We start from the raw sequence: 24504 nt of genomic DNA on the forward strand, positions 1-24504 counted from the left end.
GTGCTGGACCTGTTTGCATGCTCCTACCGTATGCTGGGAGCCGAAAGCGGGCTGTAAATAATAGTAAAGAGATGTTTCGCTGAACGCTGAAGACCTAAGCGGGCGCAGGCTCGCATTGCAGCGAGGCGAGCTGATGGCGGTACTTGAGGGTGGCGGCCTGGGAGGGAGGCGAGACTACGTCGTAACCGGCTCTACCACGTGCCACGGCAAAATGCGCGAGGCCCGGTTGCGGCAGGCGGGGACGACGGAAGACGGAAAAAGAAGATCGAAAGCACACCGGGCGCACGAGAGCGCCCGGTGTCAAAGGAAGAGGTTCGTGCTCAGGCCATCTTGACCGGTGCGCGCCAGGACTCGGGATTGGTCCAGAACGCGCCGCGCAGGCGGTCACGGCTGGGCGGCGCCGGCGGCTTGGCGGCCGTCGCGCCAATGCGTCCGCGCAGCGAAATCTGCCGGCCGCTCGAACCGAGGCGCTTCACAATTTCGGCGAGCGTGCCGTCGGCCTGCCATTCGTCGAAACGGCGGCGGCATGTCGGCGGCGACGGATAGCGACCCGGCAGCTTCGACCAGCCTTCGCCAGTCGACAGGACCCATAGCACCGCGTTGACAACTGCACGCGCTTCGACACGAGGCCTGCCGCGCCGCTCGCTCCGTGCGGGCTCCGCACAGAACAACGCCTCGACCAGCGCCCACTCGTTATCTCTCAAATCGTCGAACAGCATCATGTTTCACCTCAGCGAAGCTAACTCCGGTGCGCTGCCCCGCGCCGCGCACTCTTCACGCACCCCGTGGAGTGCCAGGAGGGACCGGGCTTGCCGCGACCGAAAGGTGCATCGTCGCGGGTGTTGCCGGCCCTGTGCGCATTCCTTTGCATGAAGCGTGCCATGTACGCAGCGTTCACCTGTAAGCCGCGCAGCATCAAGCTCACGCGGGCGCTAGCCAGGGGCGTATAAGAATCCAAAACGCACATCCCGCAAATCGGGACAATCACCAATCTTGTGCAGTCAGGCTCGTCCAGCGTGCGTTTGCGCTCTATTGCTGCATTGCCGCGAATAGTTGCGCACCATTTGCCTGTTTTTCGATACAGGCGGGTCAGACGGCCCGAGCGCCGCCGAGTCACGCGGCGGCAGTCTAGAATGCGCATCAATCCCTTTGACTTATGAGATGACACAATGAATGTGACGCTGCGGCAGCTACGGGTATTCATCGAAGTCGCACAACGGCAAAGCTTCAGCCGCGCCGGCGACGAGATCGGACTCACCCAGTCCGCCGTGAGTCGCTGTGTGCGCGAACTCGAGGCCGAAATCGGCCTGAAGCTGATCGACCGCACGACGCGCGACGTCCAGCTCACGGACGTGGGCGCCAATCTGGTGGCGAGCGTGTCGCGCCTGCTGGCTGATCTCGACGATACGTTGCGCGAAATTCGCGAGATCGGCGAGCAGCGGCGCGGGCGCGTAGTCGTCGCAGCGAGCCCGACGGTAGCGTGTCGCCTGATGCCGCGCGTCATCGCCGCATGCGGCCGACAGTTTCCGTACGTCGCGCTCGGGCTGCGCGACGACGTGCAGAGCGACGTGGTGCGCAAGGTGCGCTCGGGCGAGGTGGACTTCGGGGTGGTCATCGGACCGTTCGCAGCCGACGACATGACGAGCGAGACGGTCATGACCGATTCGTTCTGCGTGGTCATGCGCGACGACCACGCACTGGCGGGCCGTCGCGAGGTGGCGTGGAAGGATCTCGATGGCGAGCGGCTGGTGATGCTCGATCAGGCATCCGGCAGCCGTCCGATCATCGATGCCGTGATGAGCGAGCAGGGCGTGCATGTCACGGTGGTGCAGGAACTAGGGCATTCGGCGACGGTGTATGGCCTCGTCGAGGCAGGTATCGGCGTGAGCGTGCTGCCGTGGCTCGCGTTGCCGCTGCCGGCGGGTGCGTCGCTGGTGGCGCGCCCGCTCGTGCCGCGCGCCGAACGCACCGTCGCGCTCGTGCGTCGGCGCGACCGTTCGCTTTCCCCGGCCGCCGAAGCGGTATGGACGCTGATCGGACAGATGCCTAAGCGCGCCGAAGACCTGGGGTGAGTCCGCGCGAGGCAGCGTCGGCGCTGCCCCTCGTCCCGAATCCTGATGCCCGCCGCGAAACCTGAACGCTTGTGCGGACTCGCACGCGAGCTCGCCGGAAGGCGCGCTACACTGGCGGCCTTTGACCGAAACCGACGGGCGCGTCGCCCAATGAGAGCCTGAATGAGTGCGTCGATGAACGAGCTCGATCCGCCGCTGCGGACTTCCACTGCGCCGGATGCGTCCGCCCCTTCCCCTGCTTTCGCGCCGCAGTCCCTTCGTGCCCGTGACGCCGTGCGCGACCTGCGGCCCTCGCAGATCCGCGAGGTGGCGAATGCCGGGTTCGGTGTCGAGGACGTGTTGCCGTTCTGGTTCGGGGAGTCGGACCGGGTGACGCCAGCGTTCATCCGCGACGCGGCGAGCGCATCCCTTTCGGCCGGCGCGACGTTCTATACGCACAACCTGGGCATCGCGCCGCTGCGCGCGTCTACTGCGCGCTACGTCACCAGCCTGCACGGCGAGACGTCGTCGGATCACGTGGCTGTGACGAGCGCCGGCGTCAATGCGCTGATGCTCGCGGCGCAACTCGTCGCCGGTTCGGGCGACCGCGTCGTGACCGTGACGCCGCTGTGGCCGAACATCGTCGAGATTCCCAAGATTCTCGGTGCGCACGTGAAGACCGTGGCGCTGGACTATGGCCCGTCCGGCTGGACGCTCGACCTGGACCGGCTGCTCGCGGCCCTTACGCCGGATACGAAGCTGCTGATGATCAACTCGCCCAACAACCCGACTGGTTGGGTGATGAGCCGTGAGGATCAGCGCGCGGTGCTCGATCACTGCCGGCGGCACGGCATCTGGATCGTCGCGGACGAAGTCTACGAGCGTCTCTACTACGGCGAGCCGGGCGCGCTGACGGCCCCTTCGTTCCTCGACCTCGCGGGGCGCGACGAGCGCGTCATCTGCGTCAACTCGTTTTCGAAAGCGTGGCTGATGACGGGTTGGCGGCTCGGCTGGATCGTCGCGCCGCGCGCGTTGATGGACGACCTCGGCAAGCTGGTGGAGTACAACACGTCATGCGCGCCCGAATTCGTGCAGCGTGCCGGGATCGCGGCGATCGAGCAGGGCGCGGACTTCACGCTCGAACTCGTCGCCAGCCTGCGTGCCTCGCGCGATCACCTGGCGCGCCTGCTTCGCGAGCGTGCCGGTATCGAGGTGAAAGTGCCGGCTGGTGCCATGTACCTGTTCTTCCCGTTACCGGGCGGGCAGAACAGTCTCGATCTGTGCAAGGCGCTGGTGCGCGAGGCTCATCTCGGGCTCGCGCCGGGCAGTGCGTTCGGCCCGGAGGGCGAGGGGTTCGTGCGGTGGTGCTATGCGTGCGATCCGGCGCGGCTCGATATCGGCGTCGAGCGACTGGCGCGGTTTCTCGCGGAACACGGTCTACGCTGAACGCGGCGCGACGCGCGGATCAGCCGCGCGATAGCGCTGCGGGCCGTGGCGCGTGTACCGGGTCCTGCGCCTGAAATGGCCTGCCCGCATGGCCTGCATGCTGCGCGCATAGGTCCCGACTCATCCGTGCCGATGCGGCCGCGGCGCCTTTCTGAACGCGGCTGAACACCATTGCGGTGCGCCAGGGATTTCGTCTTTACGCACCAGAGGTTTTTGCGTAATATGGCGCTCAGTCACGCGATTCCTGCCTAAGGAATTTCGCTGCTCCGTCCGGCTGGGTCTGGCTACAATGCCCGCTTCATGGCCCCCCGGCGCGTGCTCCCATCAATATGACCGATCAGAAATCGGGCGAGCGCGTCTCCAGTTCCATTTCGTCTGTCTGATCCGGTTTCCTGAACCTGACATAAGGTCTGACCTGGCTGCATGAATACCCAAGAGGCGAAGATCGTCCTCGAGACTGCTTTGATTTGCGCGCAGGAGCCGCTCAAGCTCGGTGATTTGCGCAAGCTGTTTGCCGACGGCGTTTCTGCCGACGCGGTACGCACATTGCTCGAAGATCTCAGGAGTGACTGGTCGGGACGCGGCGTCGAACTGGTCGGGCTCGCTTCGGGCTGGCGCTTTCAGAGCAAGCCGGCGATGCGCACGTATCTCGATCGGCTGCATCCGGAGAAGCCGCCCAAATACTCGCGTGCCGTGCTGGAAACGCTCGCGATCATTGCTTACCGGCAGCCGGTCACGCGGGGCGATATCGAGGAAATTCGCGGCGTCACGGTCAATACGCAGGTCGTGAAGCAACTCGAAGACCGTGGCTGGATCGAGGTGATCGGGCATCGCGACGTGCCGGGCCGTCCGGCGTTGTACGCCACGACGCGCCAATTTCTCGACGACCTCGGATTGAAGTCGCTCGACGAATTGCCGCCGCTCGACGACCCGTCCGCGCAGCTCAATGTCGAGATGCTCGGCCAGAGTGCGATCGACTTTGCCGATGAGGCGGAAGCGGCGGCTCAGTCTGGCGGCGAGCACGAAGCGCAGAACGATAGCGGCGTTGAGACCGCGCACGAGACGAACGAGGAGCCGCAGGTTCTGTCCGCAGGCCACAACGGCTTCGACAACGCGGTCGCGGAGCATCAAGCGGACGACGGAAGTCGGACAGTGTCCGGAAACGAAGACGAAGCGCCGGCGGCGAGTGGGTCCGGATACGAAAGCAGCGCAAGAGACGAAAGCGTCGTGGCTGGGGGCGCGAGCCAACTGGCGCAAGCCGACGAGATTCCGTCCTTAGATGCGGCTAGCACGCCGTTGCAAGCGCCGCAGGCCGGGAACGGCGGCAGTACCGAAACACAAGAATCGATCTCCGGCAGTGCGTCTGCCGGAGATGAACCGCCTCTGGCCGGCAACGGGCTGGCGGACGGCGAGAACGTTGACGCTGCGCAGGGCGAACCCGCCATGCGCGAGGCCAACGGCGAAGACGGCGAGGCGACTGTGTCCGGACACCGTCCGGAGCAGAACGCCGACGAAGCGCCGGAAGGCGGCCGCGACGCGGAGCAGGACCGGGACATGCCGGCCAGCCCCGAAGCCGCGTCCCGTAACGCCTGACCTGAACAAACACCTGTGCCGCGCCCGCAAGGGGCGCGCGCGACCTGACATTTCGAGGTTGTTTTGACACATACCCATGACACCGATTCGACCGGGGCGTCCGAGTCCGGGCATGCCGCACAACCGGCGCAGGCCGGTGAGCCGAACGTGACGACCGGCGCTGCCGACGGCGCGCAGCCGGGCGCTCAAGGCCAGGGCGGGCAGGCAGAGGATCGTCCCCGCCGGGGACTGCGCCGCGGTCCGCGCAGTCTGATTGCTCGCCGCCGCGCGGGTTCGAAGACAAAGAACGCCGAAGGCTCGACCGAGCAGGCCGCGCCTGCGCCCGCCGTTACGGAAGCGCCGCCCGACGGCGTGGTGGTCGCGCAGGTACGCACCCCGCGCAAGGAGAAGGGGCTGAAGCCCGAAGGCGGGCGTCGCAATGCGGCGGGCGGCAAGCGCCAGAAAGGTCAAGGAGGTGAGGGCCGCAGCCAGGGTGACGCCCCGCAAGGCCGGCAGGGCCAGGCAGGCGCGAGCACGGAGGGTGCAGCCCAGGACGACCTGTTCCTTTACGTGACCTCCCCGGCCTTCGACGCCGACAACAGCGCTCCGGGCTCGGGCGTGCGCGCGCCGATGTTGCGCCGCGGCCGTCCTCAGGCGCCCAAGCGCGTGCTTTCGCCGGACGACGACGCACCCAAGCTCCATAAGGTTCTCGCCGAGGCCGGCATGGGCTCGCGCCGCGAGATGGAAGAGCTGATCGTTGCCGGTCGCGTGTCTGTGAACGGCGAGCCCGCACACATCGGTCAGCGCATCCTGCCCACCGATCAGGTTCGCATCAACGGCAAGCCCGTCAAGCGCAAGCTGCAGAGCAAGCCGCCGCGCGTGCTGCTCTATCACAAGCCCACGGGCGAGATCGTGAGTCATGCCGATCCCGAGGGGCGTCCGTCCGTGTTCGACAAGCTGCCGCCCATGAAGACGGCCAAATGGCTCGCAGTGGGCCGCCTCGACTTCAACACCGAAGGCCTGCTGATGCTGACGACGTCCGGCGACCTCGCCAACCGGTTCATGCATCCGCGCTATAGCGTGGAGCGCGAGTACGCGGTGCGGGTAGTGGGAGAGCTGACCGAAGGCTCGCGCCAGAAGCTGCTGCGCGGCGTCGAACTCGACGACGGTCCCGCGAACTTCCTGCGCATTCGCGACGGCGGCGGCGAAGGCACGAATCACTGGTATCACGTTGCGCTTGCCGAAGGCCGTAACCGCGAGGTGCGGCGCATGTTCGAGGCGGTCGGCCTGATGGTGAGCCGCCTCATCCGCACGCGGCACGGTCCGATCTCGTTGCCGCGCGGCCTGAAGCGCGGCCGCTGGGAAGAACTCGAGGACAACCAGGTGCGCAGCTTGATGTCGTCGGTCGGCCTCAAGGCGCCTGTCGAGGAGAAGGGCGGTCGCAACGGTGCACCGGAGCGCCGCCAGCCGGACCCGATGGAGACATCGATGGGCTTCATCCACAAGGAGCCCGTATTGACCGCGCACGGCAACTTCAACCAGCCGCGTCAAGGCCGTCGAGGCGGCGCGGGCGGGATGGGTGGCGGTATGGGCGGCTTCGGCAATAACGCCGGCTCGGGTTATGGCGGCCGCGGTGGCCAGGCGGGCGGCCACACGGGTGGCCGGGGCGGCGTGGGCGGTCAGGGTGGCCGCGGCGGACGCGACGTCGACGGCAACCGGGCGCCGGCTCCTGCCAAGCGTGGCTCGGGCAAGGCCAATCCCAATCCGAACGCCAATGCCAACGGCAATGGCAACCGCCGTTCGGGCAACAACAACGGTACGGGCGGGCAGCGCGGTGGCCAGCGCGGGCCGCAGCGCAACCGCTCCCGCGGTCACTGAAGCCCGAGGGCGGCGCGAAACCCGAGGTGAAAAGCCTTGAGAATCAAGGCGCACCGCCCCATATGACAAAGCATCGGGAAGCCTTGCCGGTTTGCGTTCATATCGGAAAAAGGCTACAATTGCGAAGTCGCTGGGCGCGCGGTTTCACAATGTGCGGCTCAGATGCGACCACCGGTTAGAAGAAGATGGGCGTTCAGCCCATTTTTTTTTGGTCGAAACGGTTGCGCATCTCGGGTCGGGCGGGAACGGAACGGGCACGCCCACCTGGTGCGCAGCCCGCGCGAGATGTTCGCAGGCTTGTCGCGCGAACATCTGGAGTGGGCATTGTGCAACTGACGGAACTGATAGAAACCACGGTCTCGGGCCTCGGCTACGAACTGGTCGATCTCGAACGCACCGGGCGCGGCATGTTGACCGTGTATATCGACCAGCCCCAGGGCATTGCGATCGAAGATTGCGAAAAGGTCACGCGTCAGTTGCAGCACGTCCTGACGGTCGAGAACATCGACTACGAACGGCTCGAGGTGTCGTCGCCGGGCCTCGATCGCCCGCTCAAGAAGCTGGCGGACTTCGAACGCTTCGCGGGAAGCGAAGTGGTGATCACGCTGAAAAAGCCATTGGACGGACGGAAATCGTACCGGGGCATCCTGCATGCTCCCGAGGGCGAAACGATCGGTCTGGAATTCGAAGGGAAACAAGGCGCTGCAATGCTCGATTTCACGCTCGCGGACATCGATCGCGCGCGCCTTGTGCCCAAAGTTGACTTTAGGAGCCGCAAATAATGAGTCGCGAAGTGTTGATGCTGGTGGATGCGCTGGCACGCGAGAAGAATGTCGACAAGGACGTGGTCTTTGCCGCCCTTGAAGCGGCGCTTGCATCGGCATCGAAGAAACTCTTCGACGAAAACGCGGACATCCGCGTCCATATCGACCGGGAAAGCGGCGAGCACGAAACGTATCGCCGCTGGCGTGTCGTGCCGGACGAGGCGGGCCTCCAGGAGCCGGATCAGGAAATCCTGCTGTTCGAAGCGCGCGAGCAGAAGCCCGATGCGCAGGTGGACGACTACATCGAGGAACCGGTGCCGTCCATCGAGTTCGGCCGCATCGGCGCGCAGGCCGCCAAGCAGGTGATCTTGCAGAAGGTGCGCGACGCGGAGCGCGAGCAGATTCTGAACGACTTCCTCGAGCGCGGCGAAAGCATCATGACGGGATCCGTCAAGCGTCTCGACAAGGGCAACTTCATCGTCGAATCGGGTCGTGTGGAAGCGCTGCTGCGCCGCGATCAGCTGATTCCGAAGGAGAACCTGCGCGTGGGCGACCGCGTGCGCGCGTGGATTGCGAAGGTCGACCGCACGGCGCGTGGTCCGCAGATCGAGCTTTCGCGCACCGCGCCCGAATTCCTCGTGAAGCTCTTCGAGATGGAAGTGCCGGAAATCGAACAGGGCCTGCTGGAAATCAAGGCTGCCGCACGCGATCCGGGCGTTCGCGCGAAAATCGGCGTGGTGGCGTACGACAAGCGTATCGATCCGATCGGCACCTGCGTCGGCATTCGCGGCTCGCGCGTGCAGGCCGTGCGCAATGAGCTCGGTGGCGAAAACGTCGACATCGTGCTATGGTCGGAAGATCCCGCCCAGTTCGTTATCGGCGCGCTCGCGCCGGCTGCTGTCCAGTCGATCGTCGTCGACGAGGAAAAGCATTCGATGGACGTCGTCGTCGACGAAAGCGAACTGGCTGTCGCGATTGGCCGCAGCGGCCAGAACGTGCGGCTTGCCAGCGAGCTCACCGGCTGGCAGATCAACATCATGACGCCGGACGAATCTGCGCAGAAGCAGAACCAGGAACGTACGGTCCTGCGCGATCTGTTCATGGCGCGGCTCGATGTGGACGAGGAAGTCGCCGACATCCTGATCGACGAAGGCTTTACGAGCCTCGAAGAGATCGCCTACGTGCCGCTCAACGAGATGCTCGAAATCGAGGCGTTCGACGAGGACACGGTGCACGAGTTGCGCAACCGCGCACGCGACGCGCTGCTCACGATGGCGATCGCCAACGAGGAGAAGGTGGAGAGCGCCGTGCTCGACCTGAAGAGCCTTGACGGCATGGACGCGGACCTTCTCGCGAAGCTTGCCGAGCAACAGATCCATACGCGCGACGATCTCGCGGAGCTGGCAGTCGACGAACTGGTCGAGATGACAGGAATGGAAGAGGACGCCGCCAAGGCGTTGATCATGAAAGCACGTGAACACTGGTTCCAGTGAAAGATGACCAGGACCTGAACGGGACCCGACCATGAAGCACTGAACCTGACGCGGCCGGATGTCGAAGGGCCGCACGATCCGATGTCAACCGCAAGGAATGGATCCTTGCATCAAGAGGAATGAATGGCGAGTAACAACGTAGCCCAATTTGCCGCGGAACTGAAAATGCCTGCTGGCGTGCTGCTCGAGCAGTTGCAGGCGGCAGGCGTCCAGAAAGCGAGCGAAGACGATGCCCTGTCCGAGACGGACAAAGCGCGTCTGCTCGACCACTTGCGCAAGTCCCACGGTTCCACCGACGGCGACAAGCGCAAGATCACGCTGACGCGCCGGCATACGTCGGAGATCAAGCAGTCCGACGCGACGGGTAAGGCTCGCACCATTCAGGTCGAAGTGCGCAAGAAGCGCACGTTCGTTCGCCGCGACGAGTCGGCCGAACAGGCCGAGGCATCGAATCATGCGACCGCCGACGACGAGCTCGAGCTTCAGCGCCGCGAGGAGCAGGCACGCCGTGAGGCGGAACTGCTCGAGAAGCAGGCGCAGGAGCTGAGGGAACGCCAGGAACGGCTCGAACGCGAAGAAGCGGAGCGCCGCGCACGCGAAGAAGCGGCTGAAGCCGAGCGCCGCCGTGCCGAAGAGGACGCGGCGAAGAAGCGCGCGGCGGCCGAAGCCGCGGCACGCGAGCTGGCTGCCCAGACGGTCGAGGCCGAACGTACGGCCACAACCGAGCAGGACGAAGCACGCGCAGCAGCCGAGCGCGCGGCTCAGCGTGAAGCGGCGAAGAAAGCCGAAGACGCCGCCCGCGAAGCATCCGAAAAGGCACGCGCCGAGCAGGAAGAGATCGCTCGCCGCCGCGCTGCTGCGGAAGCCGAAGCACGCGCCATCCGCGAAATGATGAACACGCCGCGCAAGGCCCAGGTGAAGGCGCCCGAACCAGCGAAGCCGGTCGAGGCACCGAAGGCCGCCGAGGCGAAGGGTACGCTGCACAAGCCCGCGCGTCCGGCCGGCGAAGTCGCTCGCCCGACAGTCAAGAAGGCCGGCGCGCCGGCACCGGCCGCAACGCCCGCTTCGCCGGCGGCGCCGGCAGGCGATCGCGCCAAGAAGCCCGGCGGCAAGGGTGGCTGGCAGGACGACGCCGCCAAGCGTCGCGGCATCAAGACGCGCGGCGACACGAGCGGCGGTGTGGATCGCGGCTGGCGCGGCGGCCCGAAGGGCCGGGGCAAGCATCAGGATGCGGGTTCAGCGTTCCAGGCGCCCACCGAGCCGATCGTGCGCGAAGTGCACGTGCCGGAAACCATCACGGTGGCCGACCTGGCTCACAAGATGTCGGTGAAAGCATCCGAGGTCATCAAGGTCATGATGAAGCTCGGCCAGATGGTCACGATCAACCAGATGCTCGACCAGGAAACGGCGATGATCGTCGTCGAAGAACTGGGCCACCGTGCGGTTGCGGCCAAGCTCGACGACCCGGAAGCGTTGCTCGTGGAAGGCGAGGCCTCCGACGCGGAAATGCTGCCGCGTCCGCCGGTCGTCACGGTGATGGGCCACGTGGACCACGGCAAGACCTCGCTGCTCGATTACATCCGCCGCGCGAAGGTGGCGGCGGGCGAAGCGGGCGGCATTACGCAGCACATCGGCGCTTACCACGTCGAAACGCCGCGCGGCGTGATCACGTTCCTCGACACGCCGGGTCACGAGGCCTTCACGGCCATGCGTGCCCGCGGCGCGAAGGCGACGGACATCGTGATTCTCGTGGTGGCGGCCGACGACGGTGTGATGCCGCAGACGAAGGAAGCCATCGCGCACGCGAAGGCAGCGGGCGTGCCGCTCGTTGTGGCGATCAACAAGATCGACAAGCCGGACGCGAATCCCGAGCGTGTGAAGCAGGAGCTCGTCGCCGAAGGCGTCGTGCCGGAAGAATACGGTGGCGATTCGCCGTTCGTGCCAGTGTCCGCGAAGACGGGTGCCGGCATCGACGACCTGCTCGAAAACGTGTTGCTGCAGGCCGAAGTGCTGGAACTCACGGCACCGGTCGATGCGCCGGCCAAGGGCCTCGTGATCGAAGCGAAGCTCGACAAGGGCAAGGGTCCGGTTGCAACGGTGCTCGTGCAGTCGGGCACGTTGAGCCGCGGCGACGTTGTGCTCGCAGGCAGCGCCTACGGCCGCGTGCGCGCGATGCTCGACGAAACCGGCAAACCGGCGAAGGAAGCCGGCCCGTCGATTCCGGTCGAAATTCAGGGTCTTTCGGAAGTGCCGGCTGCGGGCGAGGAAGTCATCGTGCTGCCGGACGAGCGCAAGGCCCGCGAAATCGCGCTGTTCCGTCAAGGCAAGTTCCGCGACGTGAAGCTGGCGAAGCAGCAGGCCGCGAAGCTCGAAAGCATGCTGGAGCAGATGGGCGAAGGCGAAGTCCAGAACCTGCCGCTCATCGTCAAGGCGGACGTCCAGGGCTCGCAGGAAGCGCTGGTGCACGCGCTGCTCAAGCTCTCCACCGACGAGGTGCGCGTGCAGATCGTGCACGGCGCAGTGGGTGGCATCACCGAAAGCGACGTCAACCTGGCCACGGCTTCGAAGGCGGTCATCATCGGCTTCAACACGCGCGCGGATGCTCAGGCGCGCAAGCTGGCCGAAACCAACGGCGTGGATATCCGCTACTACAACATCATCTACGACGCTGTGGATGAGGTGAAGGCGGCGATGTCCGGCATGTTGGCACCGGAGAAGCGCGAGATCGTTACCGGCATGGTCGAAGTCCGTCAGGTCTTCAAGGTGCCGAAGGTCGGCACGGTGGCGGGCTGTATGGTCACGGACGGCGTGGTCAAGCGTACGTCGTCGGTGCGCGTGCTGCGCAACAACGTGGTCATCCACACCGGCGAGCTCGATTCGCTCAAGCGCTTCAAGGACGACGTCAAGGAAGTGAAGCAGGGCTTCGAGTGCGGTATGTCGATCAAGAACTTCAACGACATCGTCGAAGGCGACCAGTTCGAAGTCTTCGAGATCACAGAAGTGGCGCGTACGCTGTAATACCCGGCGCTACGCATCCGGGCGGGGCGGGCGCAAGCCGGCTCCGCCCTTTGTTTTTGGGCGCCGCGCGCCGTGCCTCAGCGGCATGGCGCGCCGGCCCCTCAGCCGATGAACGGCTTACGGATTCACCATGGCGAAGAAACGCACTTCCCCCAATCGCAACGTGCAGATTGCTGACCAGATTCAGCGCGACCTTTCCGAACTCGTGAGTCGCGAGGTCAAGGACCCGCGCATCGGTCTCGTCACGATCCAGAGCGTGGAGCTCACGCCCGACTACGCGCACGCGAAGGTCTATTTCACGACGCTCACGGGCGACCCCGAGCAAACGCGGCAGGCGCTCAACCACGCGGCGGGCCACCTGCACAACCTGCTCTTCAAGCGCCTGCACATCCACACCGTGCCGACGCTGCACTTCTTCTACGACAAGACGATCGAGCAGGCCGTCGAAATGTCGCGTCTCATCGACGAGGCGAATGCCACGCGCGCGAAGGACGACTGAGCCGCGCACGCATGACTGCATCTTCCGGAACTCCGCGGCCGAAGCTGCCGCGCCGCGCGCTCGATGGCGTGTTGCTGCTCGACAAGCCCGTGGGTCTGTCCAGCAACGACGCGCTGATTCGCGCCAAACGTCTTTTCCTCGCGAAGAAGGCGGGGCACACGGGCACGCTGGATCCGCTCGCATCGGGCCTGCTGCCGCTGTGTTTCGGCGAGGCCACCAAGTTTTCGCAAGACCTGCTCGATGCGGACAAGACCTATGAGGCCACGATGCGCCTCGGCATTCGCACGGCGACGGGCGATGCCGAAGGCGAGGTGATTGCCACGCGCGAAGTCCCTTGCGACGAGGCCGCCGTGCGGCACGCGCTCGACGGCTTTCGTGGCGAGATCGTCCAGGTGCCGCCCATGTATTCGGCGCTCAAGCGCGACGGCAAGCCACTCTACGAATACGCGCGGGCAGGGCAGGTCGTGGAGCGCGAAGGCCGGCGCGTGACGATTCATGCGCTCGACCTGATCGCCTGCGCGCTGCCCGACGTCACGTTTCGCGTGACATGCAGCAAGGGCACCTACGTGCGCACGCTGGCCGAGGATATCGGCGAAGCGCTGGGTTGCGGGGCACATCTGGTCGCGCTGCGCCGCACGGGTGTCGGCGCGTTGACGCTCGAGCATGCGATCACCCTGGACGCGCTCTCCGATGCACCCGAAGCGACGCGCGACGCCTGGCTGCAGCCCGTGGACGCGCTGCTCAGCACGTTCCCGGCGGTACATCTCGATGCCGTGGCAACGAAGCGCTTTCTGCATGGCCAGCGTTTGCGCCTGGACGAACTGACGATCGACGCTGCGCTTACCGAAGCTCCCGAGACCCCGCGCGTGCGCGTATATGGCGACGACGGCCGGCTGTTGGGTGTCGCGAAGGCGCGCGACGGCGTGCTGGCGCCGGAGCGCCTCGTCGTGGCGGCGGCGTCATAGGAATCGACAAAGCGAGGCGCGCAGAGCAGGAGCAAAACAAAAGGCGTTGCTGCCCACCTACCAAAGGGCAGCAACGCCTTTTTTGTTTGCCTGCGCCGCGGCGCTCAATGCGCTGCTGAAGCCGCCGCACCCGCATCGCCGCCGCCCGCGCGTTCGGGCCGCGTGATCCAGATCAGCGCGATCAGCGCCACGAAAATGCCCGCCGACACATAAAACAGATCGTTGACGCCGAGCTGCGCCGCCTGCTGCGTCACCATGTTATTGAAGAGGCCGTGCGCCTGCGGTTCGGTGAAGCCCGCGCCCTGCATTTGCCGCATCGACTGGTCGAAGACGGGATTGAACGCGTTGGCCTGCTCGGTGAGCTGGGCGTGGTGAAGGATTGTGCGATGGTCCCACGCCGTCTGGAAGATCGATGTGCCGATGCCGCCGCACATGATCCGCACGAAGTTGGAGAGACCCGACGCCGCCGGAATGCGGTGGCCCGGCAGCCCCGACAACGTGATCGAGACGAGCGGAATGAAGAAGCCGGCCATGCCGATGCCCTGGATCAGCGTCGGCAGCGTGAGCGACCACGTGTCCACACCGGTCGTGTAGAGCGAGCGCATCCAGAAGATCAACGCGAAGATCAGGAACGACGCGGTCGCGATGTAACGCGGGTCCGTGCGCGGCAGGATCTTGCCGGTCACCGGCGAGAGCAGGATCGCGAATAGCCCCACGGGCGCCATCACGAGGCCGGCGTCCGTCGCGGTGTAGCCGATGTCCGTTTGCAGCCACAGCGGCAGCAGCACGAGGTTGCCGAAGTAGAGCCCGTAGCCCACCGAGAGCGCCACCGTGCCGCCCGTGAAATTGCGCAGGCTGAAGAGCGAGAGGTCCACCACGGGGTGATCGGCGGTCAGTTCCCACACCACGAAGAACGCGAACGCGATCACGGCGACGAGCGCAAGCACGACGATGGTCGCCGACGAAAACCAGTCGAGGTCCTTGCCCTTGTCCAGCATGACTTGCAGCGAACCCACCCACGTGACGAGGAGCGCAAGACCCACCATGTCGATGGGCGCTTTCTTCACGATCGAATCGCGGTTGCGGAAGATCGCCCACGTCGCGAGCGCCGCCACCGTGCCCACGGGAATATTCACGTAGAAGATCCACGGCCACGAGATGTTGTCGGAGATCCAGCCGCCGAGAATCGGACCAGCCACGGGCGCGATCAGCGTCGTCATGGCCCACATCGAGAGCGCCATCGGTGCTTTCGCGCGCGGGTAGCTGGCGAGCAGGAGCGTTTGCGAGAGCGGGATCATCGGACCGGCCACGGCGCCCTGGATCACGCGCGAAGCGAGCAGGAACGGCAGCGTGGGCGCGAGGCCGCACATCCACGACGAGATCACGAACAGTACGATCGACGCCATGAAAAGGCGTACCTGGCCGATGCGGTCCGTGAGCCAGCCCGTGAGCGGCACCGAAATGGCGTTCGCCACGGCGAAGGAGGTGATGACCCACGTGCCCTGGTCGGAGGAGACGCCGAGGTCGCCGGAAATAGACGGAATCGAGACGTTCGCGATCGACGTGTCGAGCACGTTCATGAACACCGCGAGCGAGACCGCGATCGTACCGATCACGAGTTGCGCGCCGGAAAGCGGCGGGTGAGCAGCTTGTGGCTGGGACATGAGAGCATGAAGGGGCGCTTGCGCGCCCCTTTCCGATGTATGCGGGTAGGAAGTTGCCGTGCGGGCGGCTTGCCCTTACATCAGCTTCGCGGTGCGCGAGGCCATCGCCTTTTGCGCCGTGCTGGCCGTCTTGCTGTTCGCGTTCGAGCCTGCGTTTTCGGCGATGATCCGTGCGATCTCGGCATCGGCATCCGCACCGTAGTGATCGAACACGTTGGTCTGGTAGACCGTGTTCTGCGCGTTGCCGAGCTGGCCGCCGCTCTCGTCCTTGACCGTCACGTCGACCTGCATCGAGAGACCGATACGCAGCGGATGCTTCGCGAGGTCGGCCGGATCGATTTCCACGCGCACCGGCAGGCGCTGAACCACCTTGATCCAGTTGCCCGTGGCGTTCTGCGCCGGCAGCAGCGAGAAGGCCGAGCCGGTGCCGGCCGAGAAACCCACCACCTTGCCGTGATACACCACCGACGAACCGTAGACGTCAGCCGTCATTTCCACGGGCTGGCCGATGCGCATGTGGTTCAGCTGCACTTCCTTGAAGTTCGCATCGACCCACACTGCGTTGAGCGGCACCACGGACATCAGCGGCGTGCCCGGCGACACGCGCTGGCCCACCTGCACCGAGCGCTTCGCGACGTAGCCGTCCACCGGCGCGGGCAGTACGTTGCGCGCATTGGCGAGATACGCGTCGCGGACCTTCGCGGCTGCGGACATCACGTTCGGATGCGTCGAGATCGTGGTGTTCGCAGTGAGCGCGCGGTTCGCGGCGAGCTGCTGCTCGGCTGCGTTCAGCGCGGCCTGGGCGCTCGCGACGGCATCGCGTGCGTGCGAGATTTCTTCCTGCGAGACAGCGCCCGTCTGCGCCACCTGCATGCGGCGGTGCAGGTCGTCCTGGGCGCGCTTCAGGTCCGATTCGCGCTGCGCCACCTGGGCTTCGTACTGGCTGTCGTCGGCGAAGAGGCCGCGCACCTGGCGCACGGTCTGCGCAAGATTGGCTTCGGCCTGTTCCAGCGCGACGCGCGCATCGGCGGGGTCGAGCACGACGAGCGGGTCGCCGGCCTTCACGGTCTGCGTGTCGTCGGCCTTCACCGCGACTACGGTACCGGTCACCTGCGGCGTGATCTGCACGACGTTGCCGTTCACGTAGGCGTCGTCGGTGCTTTCGTGAAAGCGCGCGTCGAGGAAGTAGTAAAGACCGTAGGCAACTGCCGCGATCAGAATCACGACGACGAGCAGCGCCATCAGGCGCTTGCGTTTGCCGTTGGCATTGGCGGGCTGCGGGTTGGCCGCCGGTTGTTGCGGGGTGCTCATGACAGGGCTCTCCAGTGCTTTCGTGCTGTTCGTTCGATTGTTCTTTGTGGCTGTTCTTTAATTCGAGGCGGTCGCGGTTGTGCTCGCGGTGACCTTCGCTGCTGATGTTGCTGCGGGGCTTGCTGCCAATGTTGCCGGCGTTGCCGTCGCGCCTTGCTGGCCAGCCGCGGGTGTGACGGGTGGCGCGGGCGGTGCGGGCTCGGGGCTCCACGGTGCGCCGTTCGTGTTCACCGCGACGGGCGGTACGAGCCCGGCGTCCTTCGCATCGAAGCCGCCGCCCAGCGCCGTAATGAGCGCCATCTGCATGTCGCGGCGGCGCATGTTGAGGTTCGTCACCGTCTGCTCCGCGGCGAGGCGGTTCTGGTCGGCGCTCAGCACCTGCAACTGCGGCGACAACCCGGCGCGGTAGCGCACGACCGCAAGCTGCCACGCCTTCGTCGAGGCATCCAGCGCGTGCTGCGCGTCGACGAGCTGCTGGTCGGCCGAACGGATCGACGCGACCTGCGTGGCGACGTCGTTGAGCGCGTTGATGAGCGTCTGATCGTAGTTGGCGACGTCCAGATCGAAGTCGGCGTAGCGGCCTTTCAGCTGGGCACGCAGGGCGCCCGCGTCGAAGATCGGCAGATGGATCGCCGGGCCCGCCTGGATCTGGCGGCTCGAAGCGTGCAGAAAGCGGCCCCAGCCGAACGCATCGAAGCCGAAGCCCGCGGCGAGGTTGATGTCCGGGAAGAACTCGGCCTTCGCTTCCTTCACGTCGTGCGTGGCGGCTTCCACTTGCCAGCGCGCGGCGACGATGTCGGGCCGGCGCGCGATCAGATCGGCGGGCAGGTTGTCGGGCAACGTGATGTTGGCGAGCGGATTCAGCGTGGGCTGCGCGATCTGCAGGCCGCGGTCCGGCCCCTTGCCGAGCAGGGCGCCCAACTGGTAGCGCACGGCCTGGATCTGGCCGTCGAGGTCGCTCAGGTTGGCCCGACTCGTCGCGATATTGCCGTTCGCCGTCTCGCGCTCCACGTTGGTGTCGAGCCCGGCCGTCACGCGCTGGTTCGTGATTGTGCCGATGGTCTTGCGGTTGTCAATCTCGCGTGCCGCGATGTCGCGCAACGCGTAGAGCTGGGCAAGCTGGTTGTAGGTGCGCGCGACGGAGGAGGCGAGCGTGATGCGCGCCTGCTGCATGTCGGCTTCAGCCGCCTTTTCCTGCGAGACGGCCTGTCCGAGCCGCTGGCGGTTCTTGCCCCAGACGTCGAGTTCCCACGAGGCGCTGGCGAGCGCGTTGTTCTCGCTATACCAGTTGCCGCCGTACGGAGGCGGGTAGAGCCCGTTGCCGGAAAGCAGCTCGCGCGTCCACGAATAGCTGCCCTCCACCTTGGGGTAGAGATTCGACTTCGAGCTTTCGATGTACGACTGCGCCTTCGCGAGCCGCGCCTGCGCCTGCGCGATGGTGGGGTTGCCCGCCAGCGCTTCGTCGATCAGCGCAGACAGTTGCGGGTCGCCGAACTGCCTCGCCCAGTCGAGCGTGGGCCATTGCCCGCCCTGAGCCGGGATGCTTTGCGAGGACTCGTACTGCGTGGAATCGGCGATCGCCTTGTCGCTCTTGATGCCGAAGTAGTTCGCGCAGCCGGAGAAGGCGAGCGCCGTCGCCGCGGCCGCCACGGCAAGGGCGATGCGCCGGTACGACGGCGTGGGCGCAGACAGGGATGAGGGTTTCATTGCGCGTCTCGTTGCCTGAAAGGTGTCGGTGTGTGTGTCCGTAATGCTGGACGGTGCAGCTAATTTGATCAGCTGTTCTTCTTCAACTGCTTGCCAGGTCACGCATTGTCGGCGGCGTTGCAACTGCAGGCATTGCCGAGAATGCGCCGCAACATGCTCTTCAGAAAACCGATTTCCTCCGGCGAGAGGCCGGCGGTAAGCCGGTCGATCACACCCGAGAAGATGGCCGGCATGCGTCGCGCGAGCGCGAGGCCTTCCGGCGTGAGCGCGAGCCGCACGGCACGCCGGTCTTCGGAACTGCGCACCCGCTCGAGCAGGCCGCGCTTCTCCAGCCGGTCCACGAGCCGCGTGACCGCGCTCGCGTCGATGCCGTACTCGCGTGCGAGTTCAGCCGCCAGCACGCACTTGCCGCTTGCCACCATGAAGAGCACGCTCGCCTGCTGGCTCGTGATACCCAGCTCCGCCATGGTGCGCTGATTGACCAGGTTCGACATGCTCGATTTCACCCGGGCGAGCAGATAGCCGACGCTCTCGCCGAACTGGTAGTTGAGCAGGTCCGATGAAGCGGCGGCGGCCTGCGGCGGCTGTGAAGCTGGAGTGGGATCGGCCATGATTCTCGTGCGACTGCAATGGTTGACCAGGCAGGCATTATAGGGGCGGTTAATTGACGCGGCAAGTGTTTTCTCAGCTTAGGCAGGGAATCGATGGATTGCTAGCGGATTACTCCCTGCGGGCTTGCCGTGTCGTCCGTCCGTAGCCGTTGAATTGCCCGTGGAATTGCGGCTTGCGCATCGTTCGAGGCGTTCTCCTTATGACCCTTATCAATTTGTTCACGTGAACGTGCTAGAATTTTGGGTTCCCAAGAGTGCGCTCTGTGCCGGTTCGGATTCGCCGAGCCGGTTTTGCCTCGCCCGTCGCCCCGCGGCCTTCCCGGTCCCGGCTTTTTGCGACAGCAGGCGTCGGTAGTCGGCATTGCCGCAAGGAATCGTCTGGCGCACTCCAACTGTTCCCAGGTTTCTATGTCCCGCGCCCTTCGCAATATCGCCATCATCGCCCACGTCGACCACGGCAAGACCACGCTCGTCGACCAGCTGCTCCGCCAGTCCGGCACGTTCCGCGAAAACCAGCAGATCGCCGAACGCGTGATGGACTCCAATGACATCGAGCGGGAGCGCGGCATCACGATTCTCGCCAAGAACTGCGCCGTCGAATACGAAGGCACGCACATCAACATCGTCGACACGCCGGGCCACGCGGACTTCGGCGGCGAAGTGGAGCGCGTGCTGTCGATGGTGGATTCGGTGCTGCTGCTCGTGGACGCCGTGGAAGGCCCGATGCCGCAGACGCGCTTCGTCACGAAGAAGGCACTCGCGCTGGGCCTCAAGCCCATCGTCGTGGTGAACAAGATCGACCGGCCGGGCGCGCGCATCGACTGGGTGATCAACCAGACTTTCGAACTCTTCGACAAGCTCGGCGCCACCGAAGAGCAGCTCGACTTCCCGGTGGTCTACGCATCGGGCCTGAACGGCTATGCCGGGCTCGATCCGAGCGTGCGCGAAGGCGACATGCGGCCGCTCTTCGACGCCATTCTCGAACACGTGCCGGTGCGCCCGGCCGATCCGGATGCGCCGCTGCAACTCCAGATCACGTCGCTCGACTACTCGACCTACGTGGGCCGTATCGGCGTGGGCCGTATCAGCCGCGGTCGCATCAAGCCGGGCCAGCAGGTCGCGCTGCGCTTCGGCCCGGAAGGCGAGGTACTCACGCGCAAGATCAACCAGGTGCTGTCGTTCAGCGGCCTCGAGCGCGTGCAGGTGGAGTCGGCCGAAGCCGGCGACATCGTGCTCATCAACGGTATTGAAGACATCGGCATCGGCGCCACGATCTGCGCGCTCGATACGCCCGAAGCGCTGCCCATGATCACCGTGGACGAGCCCACGCTCACCATGAACTTCCTCGTCAATTCCTCGCCGCTCGCGGGCAAGGAAGGCAAGTTCGTGACGAGCCGCCAGATTCGCGACCGCCTGATGAAGGAGCTGAACCACAACGTGGCGCTGCGCGTGAAGGACACCGGCGACGAAACTGTGTTCGAAGTCTCCGGCCGCGGCGAGCTGCACCTCACGATCCTGATCGAAAACATGCGCCGCGAAGGCTACGAGCTGGCCGTTTCGCGCCCGCGCGTGGTGCTGCACGAAGTGGACGGCGTGAAGCACGAGCCGTACGAGCTCCTCACGGTGGACGTGGAAGATTCGCATCAGGGCGGCGTGATGGAAGAGCTGGGCCGCCGCAAGGGTGAAATGCTCGACATGGCGTCGGACGGCCGCGGCCGCACGCGTCTGGAGTACCGCATTCCGGCGCGGGGCCTGATCGGCTTCCAGAGCGAATTCATGACGCTCACGCGCGGCACGGGCCTGATGAGCCACGTGTTCGACGAGTACGCCCCCGTGAAGGAAGGCTCGCTCGGCGAGCGCCGCAACGGCGTGCTGATCTCGCAGGACGACGGCGCGGCCGTCGCCTATGCGCTGTGGAAGCTCCAGGACCGCGGCCGCATGTTCGTGAAGCCTGGCGACGCGCTCTACGAGGGCATGATCATCGGCATCCATAGCCGCGACAACGATCTCGTCGTGAACCCGATCAAGGGCAAGCAGCTCACGAACGTGCGCGCCTCGGGCACGGACGAAGCGGTGCGCCTCGTGCCGCCCATCCAGATGTCGCTCGAGTACGCGGTCGAATTCATCGACGACGATGAACTCGTGGAAGTGACGCCGCAGTCCATCCGCCTGCGCAAGCGCCACCTGAAGGAGCACGAGCGCCGCCGCGCGAGCCGCGAAGCCGCGGTCGACTGAAGCGCCGCGTCGCTTTCAGCAGTTCGCTGGCAACAAACGGAAAAGCCGCCTTCGGGCGGCTTTTTTTCATGGTTCAGAAAGCGCCGGCCGATGCCGTTAATTGGACGTCGACGAGATGTCGATGGGACGTTGAGGAACATTGCTTTGCATTGCACCACGCGCTGCAAAGCAATGTTGCGAATACCGAAAAGTGCTGACGCGACAGGCGTTTGCGGCGTATCTCGCGGCTATTGGACGCATCCGATCTGTGCTATGCTCCGCGGATGCCAGTTTTAGGTCCTTCCAAGCAAGACTTGATTCGCGCAATCCGCTAAACGGTCAGGCCGTGTCGCGGAAGGTTGAGTAACCCGCTATTTCTCGAGAAACTCGAAGAAAGGTGAGCGTAAAAATGATGAAGCAATTCCAGCTGAACTCGTATCTGTTCGGCGGCAATGCTCCGTACGTCGAAGAATTGTACGAAGCATATCTCGATAATCCGGCGTCAGTGCCCGAGAACTGGCGTGAATACTTCGATGCGCTACAGAACGTTCCCGCATCGGATGGCACATCGGCAAGCGACGTCGCCCACGGTCCCATCGTCGAGTCGTTTGCGCAGCGCGCGAAGGCCAATGCCTTCATCCCGCGCGAAGGCGGCGAAAACCTCGCCACGGCCCGCAAGCAGGTCCACGTTCAGACCCTCATCAGCGCCTATCGCTTCCTCGGCTCGCAATGGGCCAATCTCGATCCCCTGAAGCGTCGCGAGCGTCCCTCCATTCCCGAGCTCGAACCCGCGTTCTACGACTTCACCGAAGCGGATCTCGATCAGACCTACAGCGCAAGCAACCTCTACTTCGGCTTCGAGCAGGCGTCGCTGCGCGAGATCGTCAAGGGTCTGCGCGACACGTACTGCGGCACGATCGGCGCCGAGTTCATGTACATCAGCGACCCGGAACAGAAGCGCTGGTGGCAGGAGCGCCTCGAATCGATCCGCGCTACGCCGAATTTCACCGCCGACAAGAAGAAGCACATCCTGCAGCGCCTGACGGCCGGCGAAGGCCTCGAGCGCTATCTGCACACCAAGTACGTCGGCCAGAAGCGCTTCTCGCTGGAAGGCGGCGAGAGCTTCATCGCCTCGATGGACGAAGTGGTGCGCCACGGGGGCGCCAAGGGCGTGCAGGAAATCGTGATCGGCATGGCCCACCGCGGCCGTCTGAACGTGCTCGTGAACACGCTCGGCAAGATGCCGGCTGACCTCTTCGCCGAATTCGAAGGCAAGCACGTCGACGACCTGCCGGCAGGCGACGTCAAGTACCACAAGGGCTTCTCGTCGGACGTCGCCACCGAAGGCGGCCCGGTCCACCTGTCGCTCGCATTCAACCCGTCGCACCTCGAAATCGTCAACCCGGTGGTGGAAGGCTCGGCCAAGGCCCGCATGGACCGCCGCGGCGACGACGCCGGCCTCCAGGTGCTGCCGGTGCAGATCCACGGCGACGCGGCTTTCGCGGGCCAGGGCGTCGTGATGGAAACGCTGAACCTCGCGCAAACGCGCGGCTACGGCACGCACGGCACGCTGCACATCGTCATCAACAACCAGATCGGCTTCACGACGTCGGACCCGCGCGATGCGCGCTCCACGCTGTATTGCACCGACGTGGTGAAGATGATCGAGGCGCCGGTGCTCCACGTGAACGGCGACGACCCGGAAGCGGTCGTGCTCGCCACGCAGATCGCCATCGACTACCGCATGCAGTTCCACAAGGATGTCGTGATCGACATCGTGTGCTTCCGCAAGCTGGGTCACAACGAGCAGGACACGCCGGCTGTCACGCAGCCGCTGATGTACAAGAAGATCGCGCAGCACCCGGGCACCCGTGCGCTGTACGCCGAGAAGCTCGTGCAGCAGGGCGTGATTGGCGCCGACGACGCGGACGCCTACGTGAAGGCCTACCGCAAGGCCATGGACGACGGCCACCACACGGTCGACCCCGTGCTCTCGAACTACAAGAGCAAGTACGCGGTGGACTGGGTGCCGTTCCTGAACCGCAAGTGGACCGACGCGGCCGACACGGCTGTGCCGCTCGCCGAACTGAAGCGCCTCGGCGAACGCATCACGACGATTCCGGAGAACTTCAAGGTTCACCCGCTCGTCGAGCGCGTGATCAACGACCGTCGCGCCATGGGCCGCGGCGAAGCAGCGCTCGACTGGGGCATGGGCGAACACCTCGCATACGCGTCGCTCGTCGCTTCCGGCTACGCCGTGCGCCTCACGGGCCAGGACTCGGGCCGCGGCACGTTCACGCACCGCCATGCCGTGCTGCATGACCAGAACCGCGAACGCTGGAACGACGGCACGTACATCCCGCTGCAGAACATCGCCGAGGGCCAGGCGAAGTTCACGGTGATCGACTCGGTGCTTTCCGAAGAAGCGGTGCTCGGCTTCGAGTACGGCTATTCGACTGCCGAGCCGAACACGCTCGTGGCATGGGAAGGCCAGTTCGGCGACTTCGCCAACGGCGCGCAGGTCGTGATCGACCAGTTCATCTCGTCGGGCGAAGTGAAGTGGGGCCGCGTGTCGGGTCTCACGATGCTGCTGCCGCACGGCTATGAAGGCCAGGGTCCGGAGCACTCGTCGGCGCGTATCGAGCGCTATCTGCAGCTGTGCGCCGAGCACAACATGCAGGTCGTGCAGCCCACCACGCCGGCGCAGATCTTCCACCTGCTGCGCCGCCAGATGATCCGCCTCTTCCGCAAGCCGCTCATCGTCTTCACGCCGAAGTCGCTGCTGCGCCACAAGGAAGCCGTGTCGGACCTGTCCGAACTCGCGAAGGGCACGTTCCAGCCCGTGATCGGCGAAACCGATGCCTCCATCGACGCGAAGAAGGTCAAGCGCGTCGTGGTCTGCTCGGGCCGCGTGTACTACGACCTCGTCGCGCATCGCCGCGAAGCGAAGGCGGGTGACGTCGCGATCGTCCGTATCGAGCAGCTCTATCCGTTCGCGCACAAGCAGTTCGAAGCGGAAATCAAGAAGTACGACAACGCGACGGAAGTGGTGTGGGTGCAGGACGAGCCGCAGAATCAGGGCCCGTGGTTCTACATCGAGCACCACCTCAAGGAAGGCATGAGGGACGGCATGAAGCTCGCGTACAGCGGCCGTCCGGCTTCGGCTTCGCCGGCTGTGGGCTACTACGCGAAGCACTACGAGCAGCAGAAGGCGCTCATCGAAGGCGCCTTCGGCCGGCTCAAGAGCGCGTCCATCGCGAAATAAAGATTGAGCGGACCGGGAAAGCGTGCAGGCGCTTTCCCGCGCTTCG

15 protein-coding genes and 1 pseudogene are annotated in these 24504 nt (G+C 65.3%); 11 read left to right on the forward strand and 5 right to left on the reverse strand.

Annotation, left to right across the window (positions count from 1 at the left end; genetic code table 11):
• Window positions 1-323 precede the first annotated feature (323 nt).
• A pseudogene (locus PXJ20_RS15640) lies at window positions 324-719 on the reverse strand (transposase); the annotation flags it as partial.
• A 450-nt stretch (window positions 720-1169) separates the two neighbouring features.
• Here PXJ20_RS15640 and PXJ20_RS15645 point away from each other — a divergent pair.
• The 9 genes from PXJ20_RS15645 to truB all read left to right on the forward strand — a co-directional run bounded on the left by PXJ20_RS15645 (window position 1170) and on the right by truB (window position 13686).
• Complete coding sequence (locus PXJ20_RS15645; RefSeq protein ID WP_017776540.1) at window positions 1170-2072, forward strand: LysR family transcriptional regulator; 903 nt, start codon at window positions 1170-1172, stop codon at window positions 2070-2072.
• Between the two features lie 174 nt (window positions 2073-2246).
• Entirely contained in the window at window positions 2247-3497 is a 1251-nt protein-coding gene (locus tag PXJ20_RS15650) for a pyridoxal phosphate-dependent aminotransferase (RefSeq protein ID WP_421029445.1), read from the forward strand.
• 423 nt (window positions 3498-3920) lie between these two features.
• The gene (gene scpB / locus PXJ20_RS15655) at window positions 3921-5090 is read left to right on the forward strand and encodes an SMC-Scp complex subunit ScpB (RefSeq protein ID WP_421029444.1); all 1170 of its coding nucleotides are present in this window, start codon (window positions 3921-3923) and stop codon (window positions 5088-5090) included.
• 63 nt (window positions 5091-5153) lie between these two features.
• Entirely contained in the window at window positions 5154-6947 is a 1794-nt protein-coding gene (gene rluB / locus PXJ20_RS15660; protein WP_421029443.1) for a 23S rRNA pseudouridine(2605) synthase RluB, read from the forward strand.
• A 326-nt stretch (window positions 6948-7273) separates the two neighbouring features.
• The gene (gene rimP / locus PXJ20_RS15665; protein WP_026121806.1) at window positions 7274-7729 is read left to right on the forward strand and encodes a ribosome maturation factor RimP; all 456 of its coding nucleotides are present in this window, start codon (window positions 7274-7276) and stop codon (window positions 7727-7729) included.
• Window positions 7729-9204 carry a transcription termination factor NusA gene (nusA, locus tag PXJ20_RS15670; RefSeq protein ID WP_017776545.1) on the forward strand — a complete coding sequence of 492 codons (1476 nt, stop codon included), beginning with the start codon at window positions 7729-7731 and terminating at the stop codon, window positions 9202-9204. Before rimP ends, nusA begins: the two co-directional genes overlap by 1 nt.
• Before the next feature lie 123 nt (window positions 9205-9327).
• Window positions 9328-12222, forward strand: coding sequence for a translation initiation factor IF-2 (gene infB, locus PXJ20_RS15675; RefSeq protein WP_421029442.1), 2895 nt, complete (start codon window positions 9328-9330; stop codon window positions 12220-12222).
• A 130-nt stretch (window positions 12223-12352) separates the two neighbouring features.
• A complete protein-coding gene (rbfA, locus tag PXJ20_RS15680; protein ID WP_042299160.1) occupies window positions 12353-12721 on the forward strand; it encodes a 30S ribosome-binding factor RbfA in 369 nt (122 codons plus the stop codon).
• An 11-nt stretch (window positions 12722-12732) separates the two neighbouring features.
• Window positions 12733-13686 (forward strand): tRNA pseudouridine(55) synthase TruB, encoded by a 954-nt coding sequence (gene truB, locus PXJ20_RS15685; RefSeq protein ID WP_421029441.1) that lies wholly within the window; start codon window positions 12733-12735, stop codon window positions 13684-13686.
• 104 nt (window positions 13687-13790) lie between these two features.
• On the opposite strand, the gene PXJ20_RS15690 is transcribed toward truB, so the two are convergent.
• From PXJ20_RS15690 to PXJ20_RS15705, 4 genes are all read right to left on the reverse strand, one after another.
• Entirely contained in the window at window positions 13791-15350 is a 1560-nt protein-coding gene (locus tag PXJ20_RS15690) for a DHA2 family efflux MFS transporter permease subunit (protein ID WP_199539871.1), read from the reverse strand.
• Window positions 15351-15425: 75 nt separating this feature from the next.
• Window positions 15426-16661 carry an EmrA/EmrK family multidrug efflux transporter periplasmic adaptor subunit gene (locus tag PXJ20_RS15695; protein ID WP_017776550.1) on the reverse strand — a complete coding sequence of 412 codons (1236 nt, stop codon included), beginning with the start codon at window positions 16659-16661 and terminating at the stop codon, window positions 15426-15428.
• 57 nt (window positions 16662-16718) lie between these two features.
• Window positions 16719-18368 carry an efflux transporter outer membrane subunit gene (locus tag PXJ20_RS15700; RefSeq protein WP_421029440.1) on the reverse strand — a complete coding sequence of 550 codons (1650 nt, stop codon included), beginning with the start codon at window positions 18366-18368 and terminating at the stop codon, window positions 16719-16721.
• Window positions 18369-18466: 98 nt separating this feature from the next.
• On the reverse strand, window positions 18467-18979 hold the full coding sequence (locus PXJ20_RS15705) for a MarR family winged helix-turn-helix transcriptional regulator (RefSeq protein ID WP_017776552.1): 513 nt from the start codon (window positions 18977-18979) through the stop codon (window positions 18467-18469).
• Between the two features lie 408 nt (window positions 18980-19387).
• On the opposite strand from PXJ20_RS15705, the gene typA reads away from it, so the two are divergent.
• A complete protein-coding gene (gene typA / locus PXJ20_RS15710) occupies window positions 19388-21214 on the forward strand; it encodes a translational GTPase TypA (RefSeq protein ID WP_017776553.1) in 1827 nt (608 codons plus the stop codon).
• 388 nt (window positions 21215-21602) lie between these two features.
• Window positions 21603-24458 (forward strand): 2-oxoglutarate dehydrogenase E1 component, encoded by a 2856-nt coding sequence (locus PXJ20_RS15715; RefSeq protein WP_017776554.1) that lies wholly within the window; start codon window positions 21603-21605, stop codon window positions 24456-24458.
• The last annotated feature ends 46 nt before the right edge of the window (window positions 24459-24504 follow it).

It is taken from the genome of Paraburkholderia sp. A1RI_3L, assembly GCF_048957895.1.
Lineage (GTDB): Bacteria > Pseudomonadota > Gammaproteobacteria > Burkholderiales > Burkholderiaceae > Paraburkholderia > Paraburkholderia kururiensis.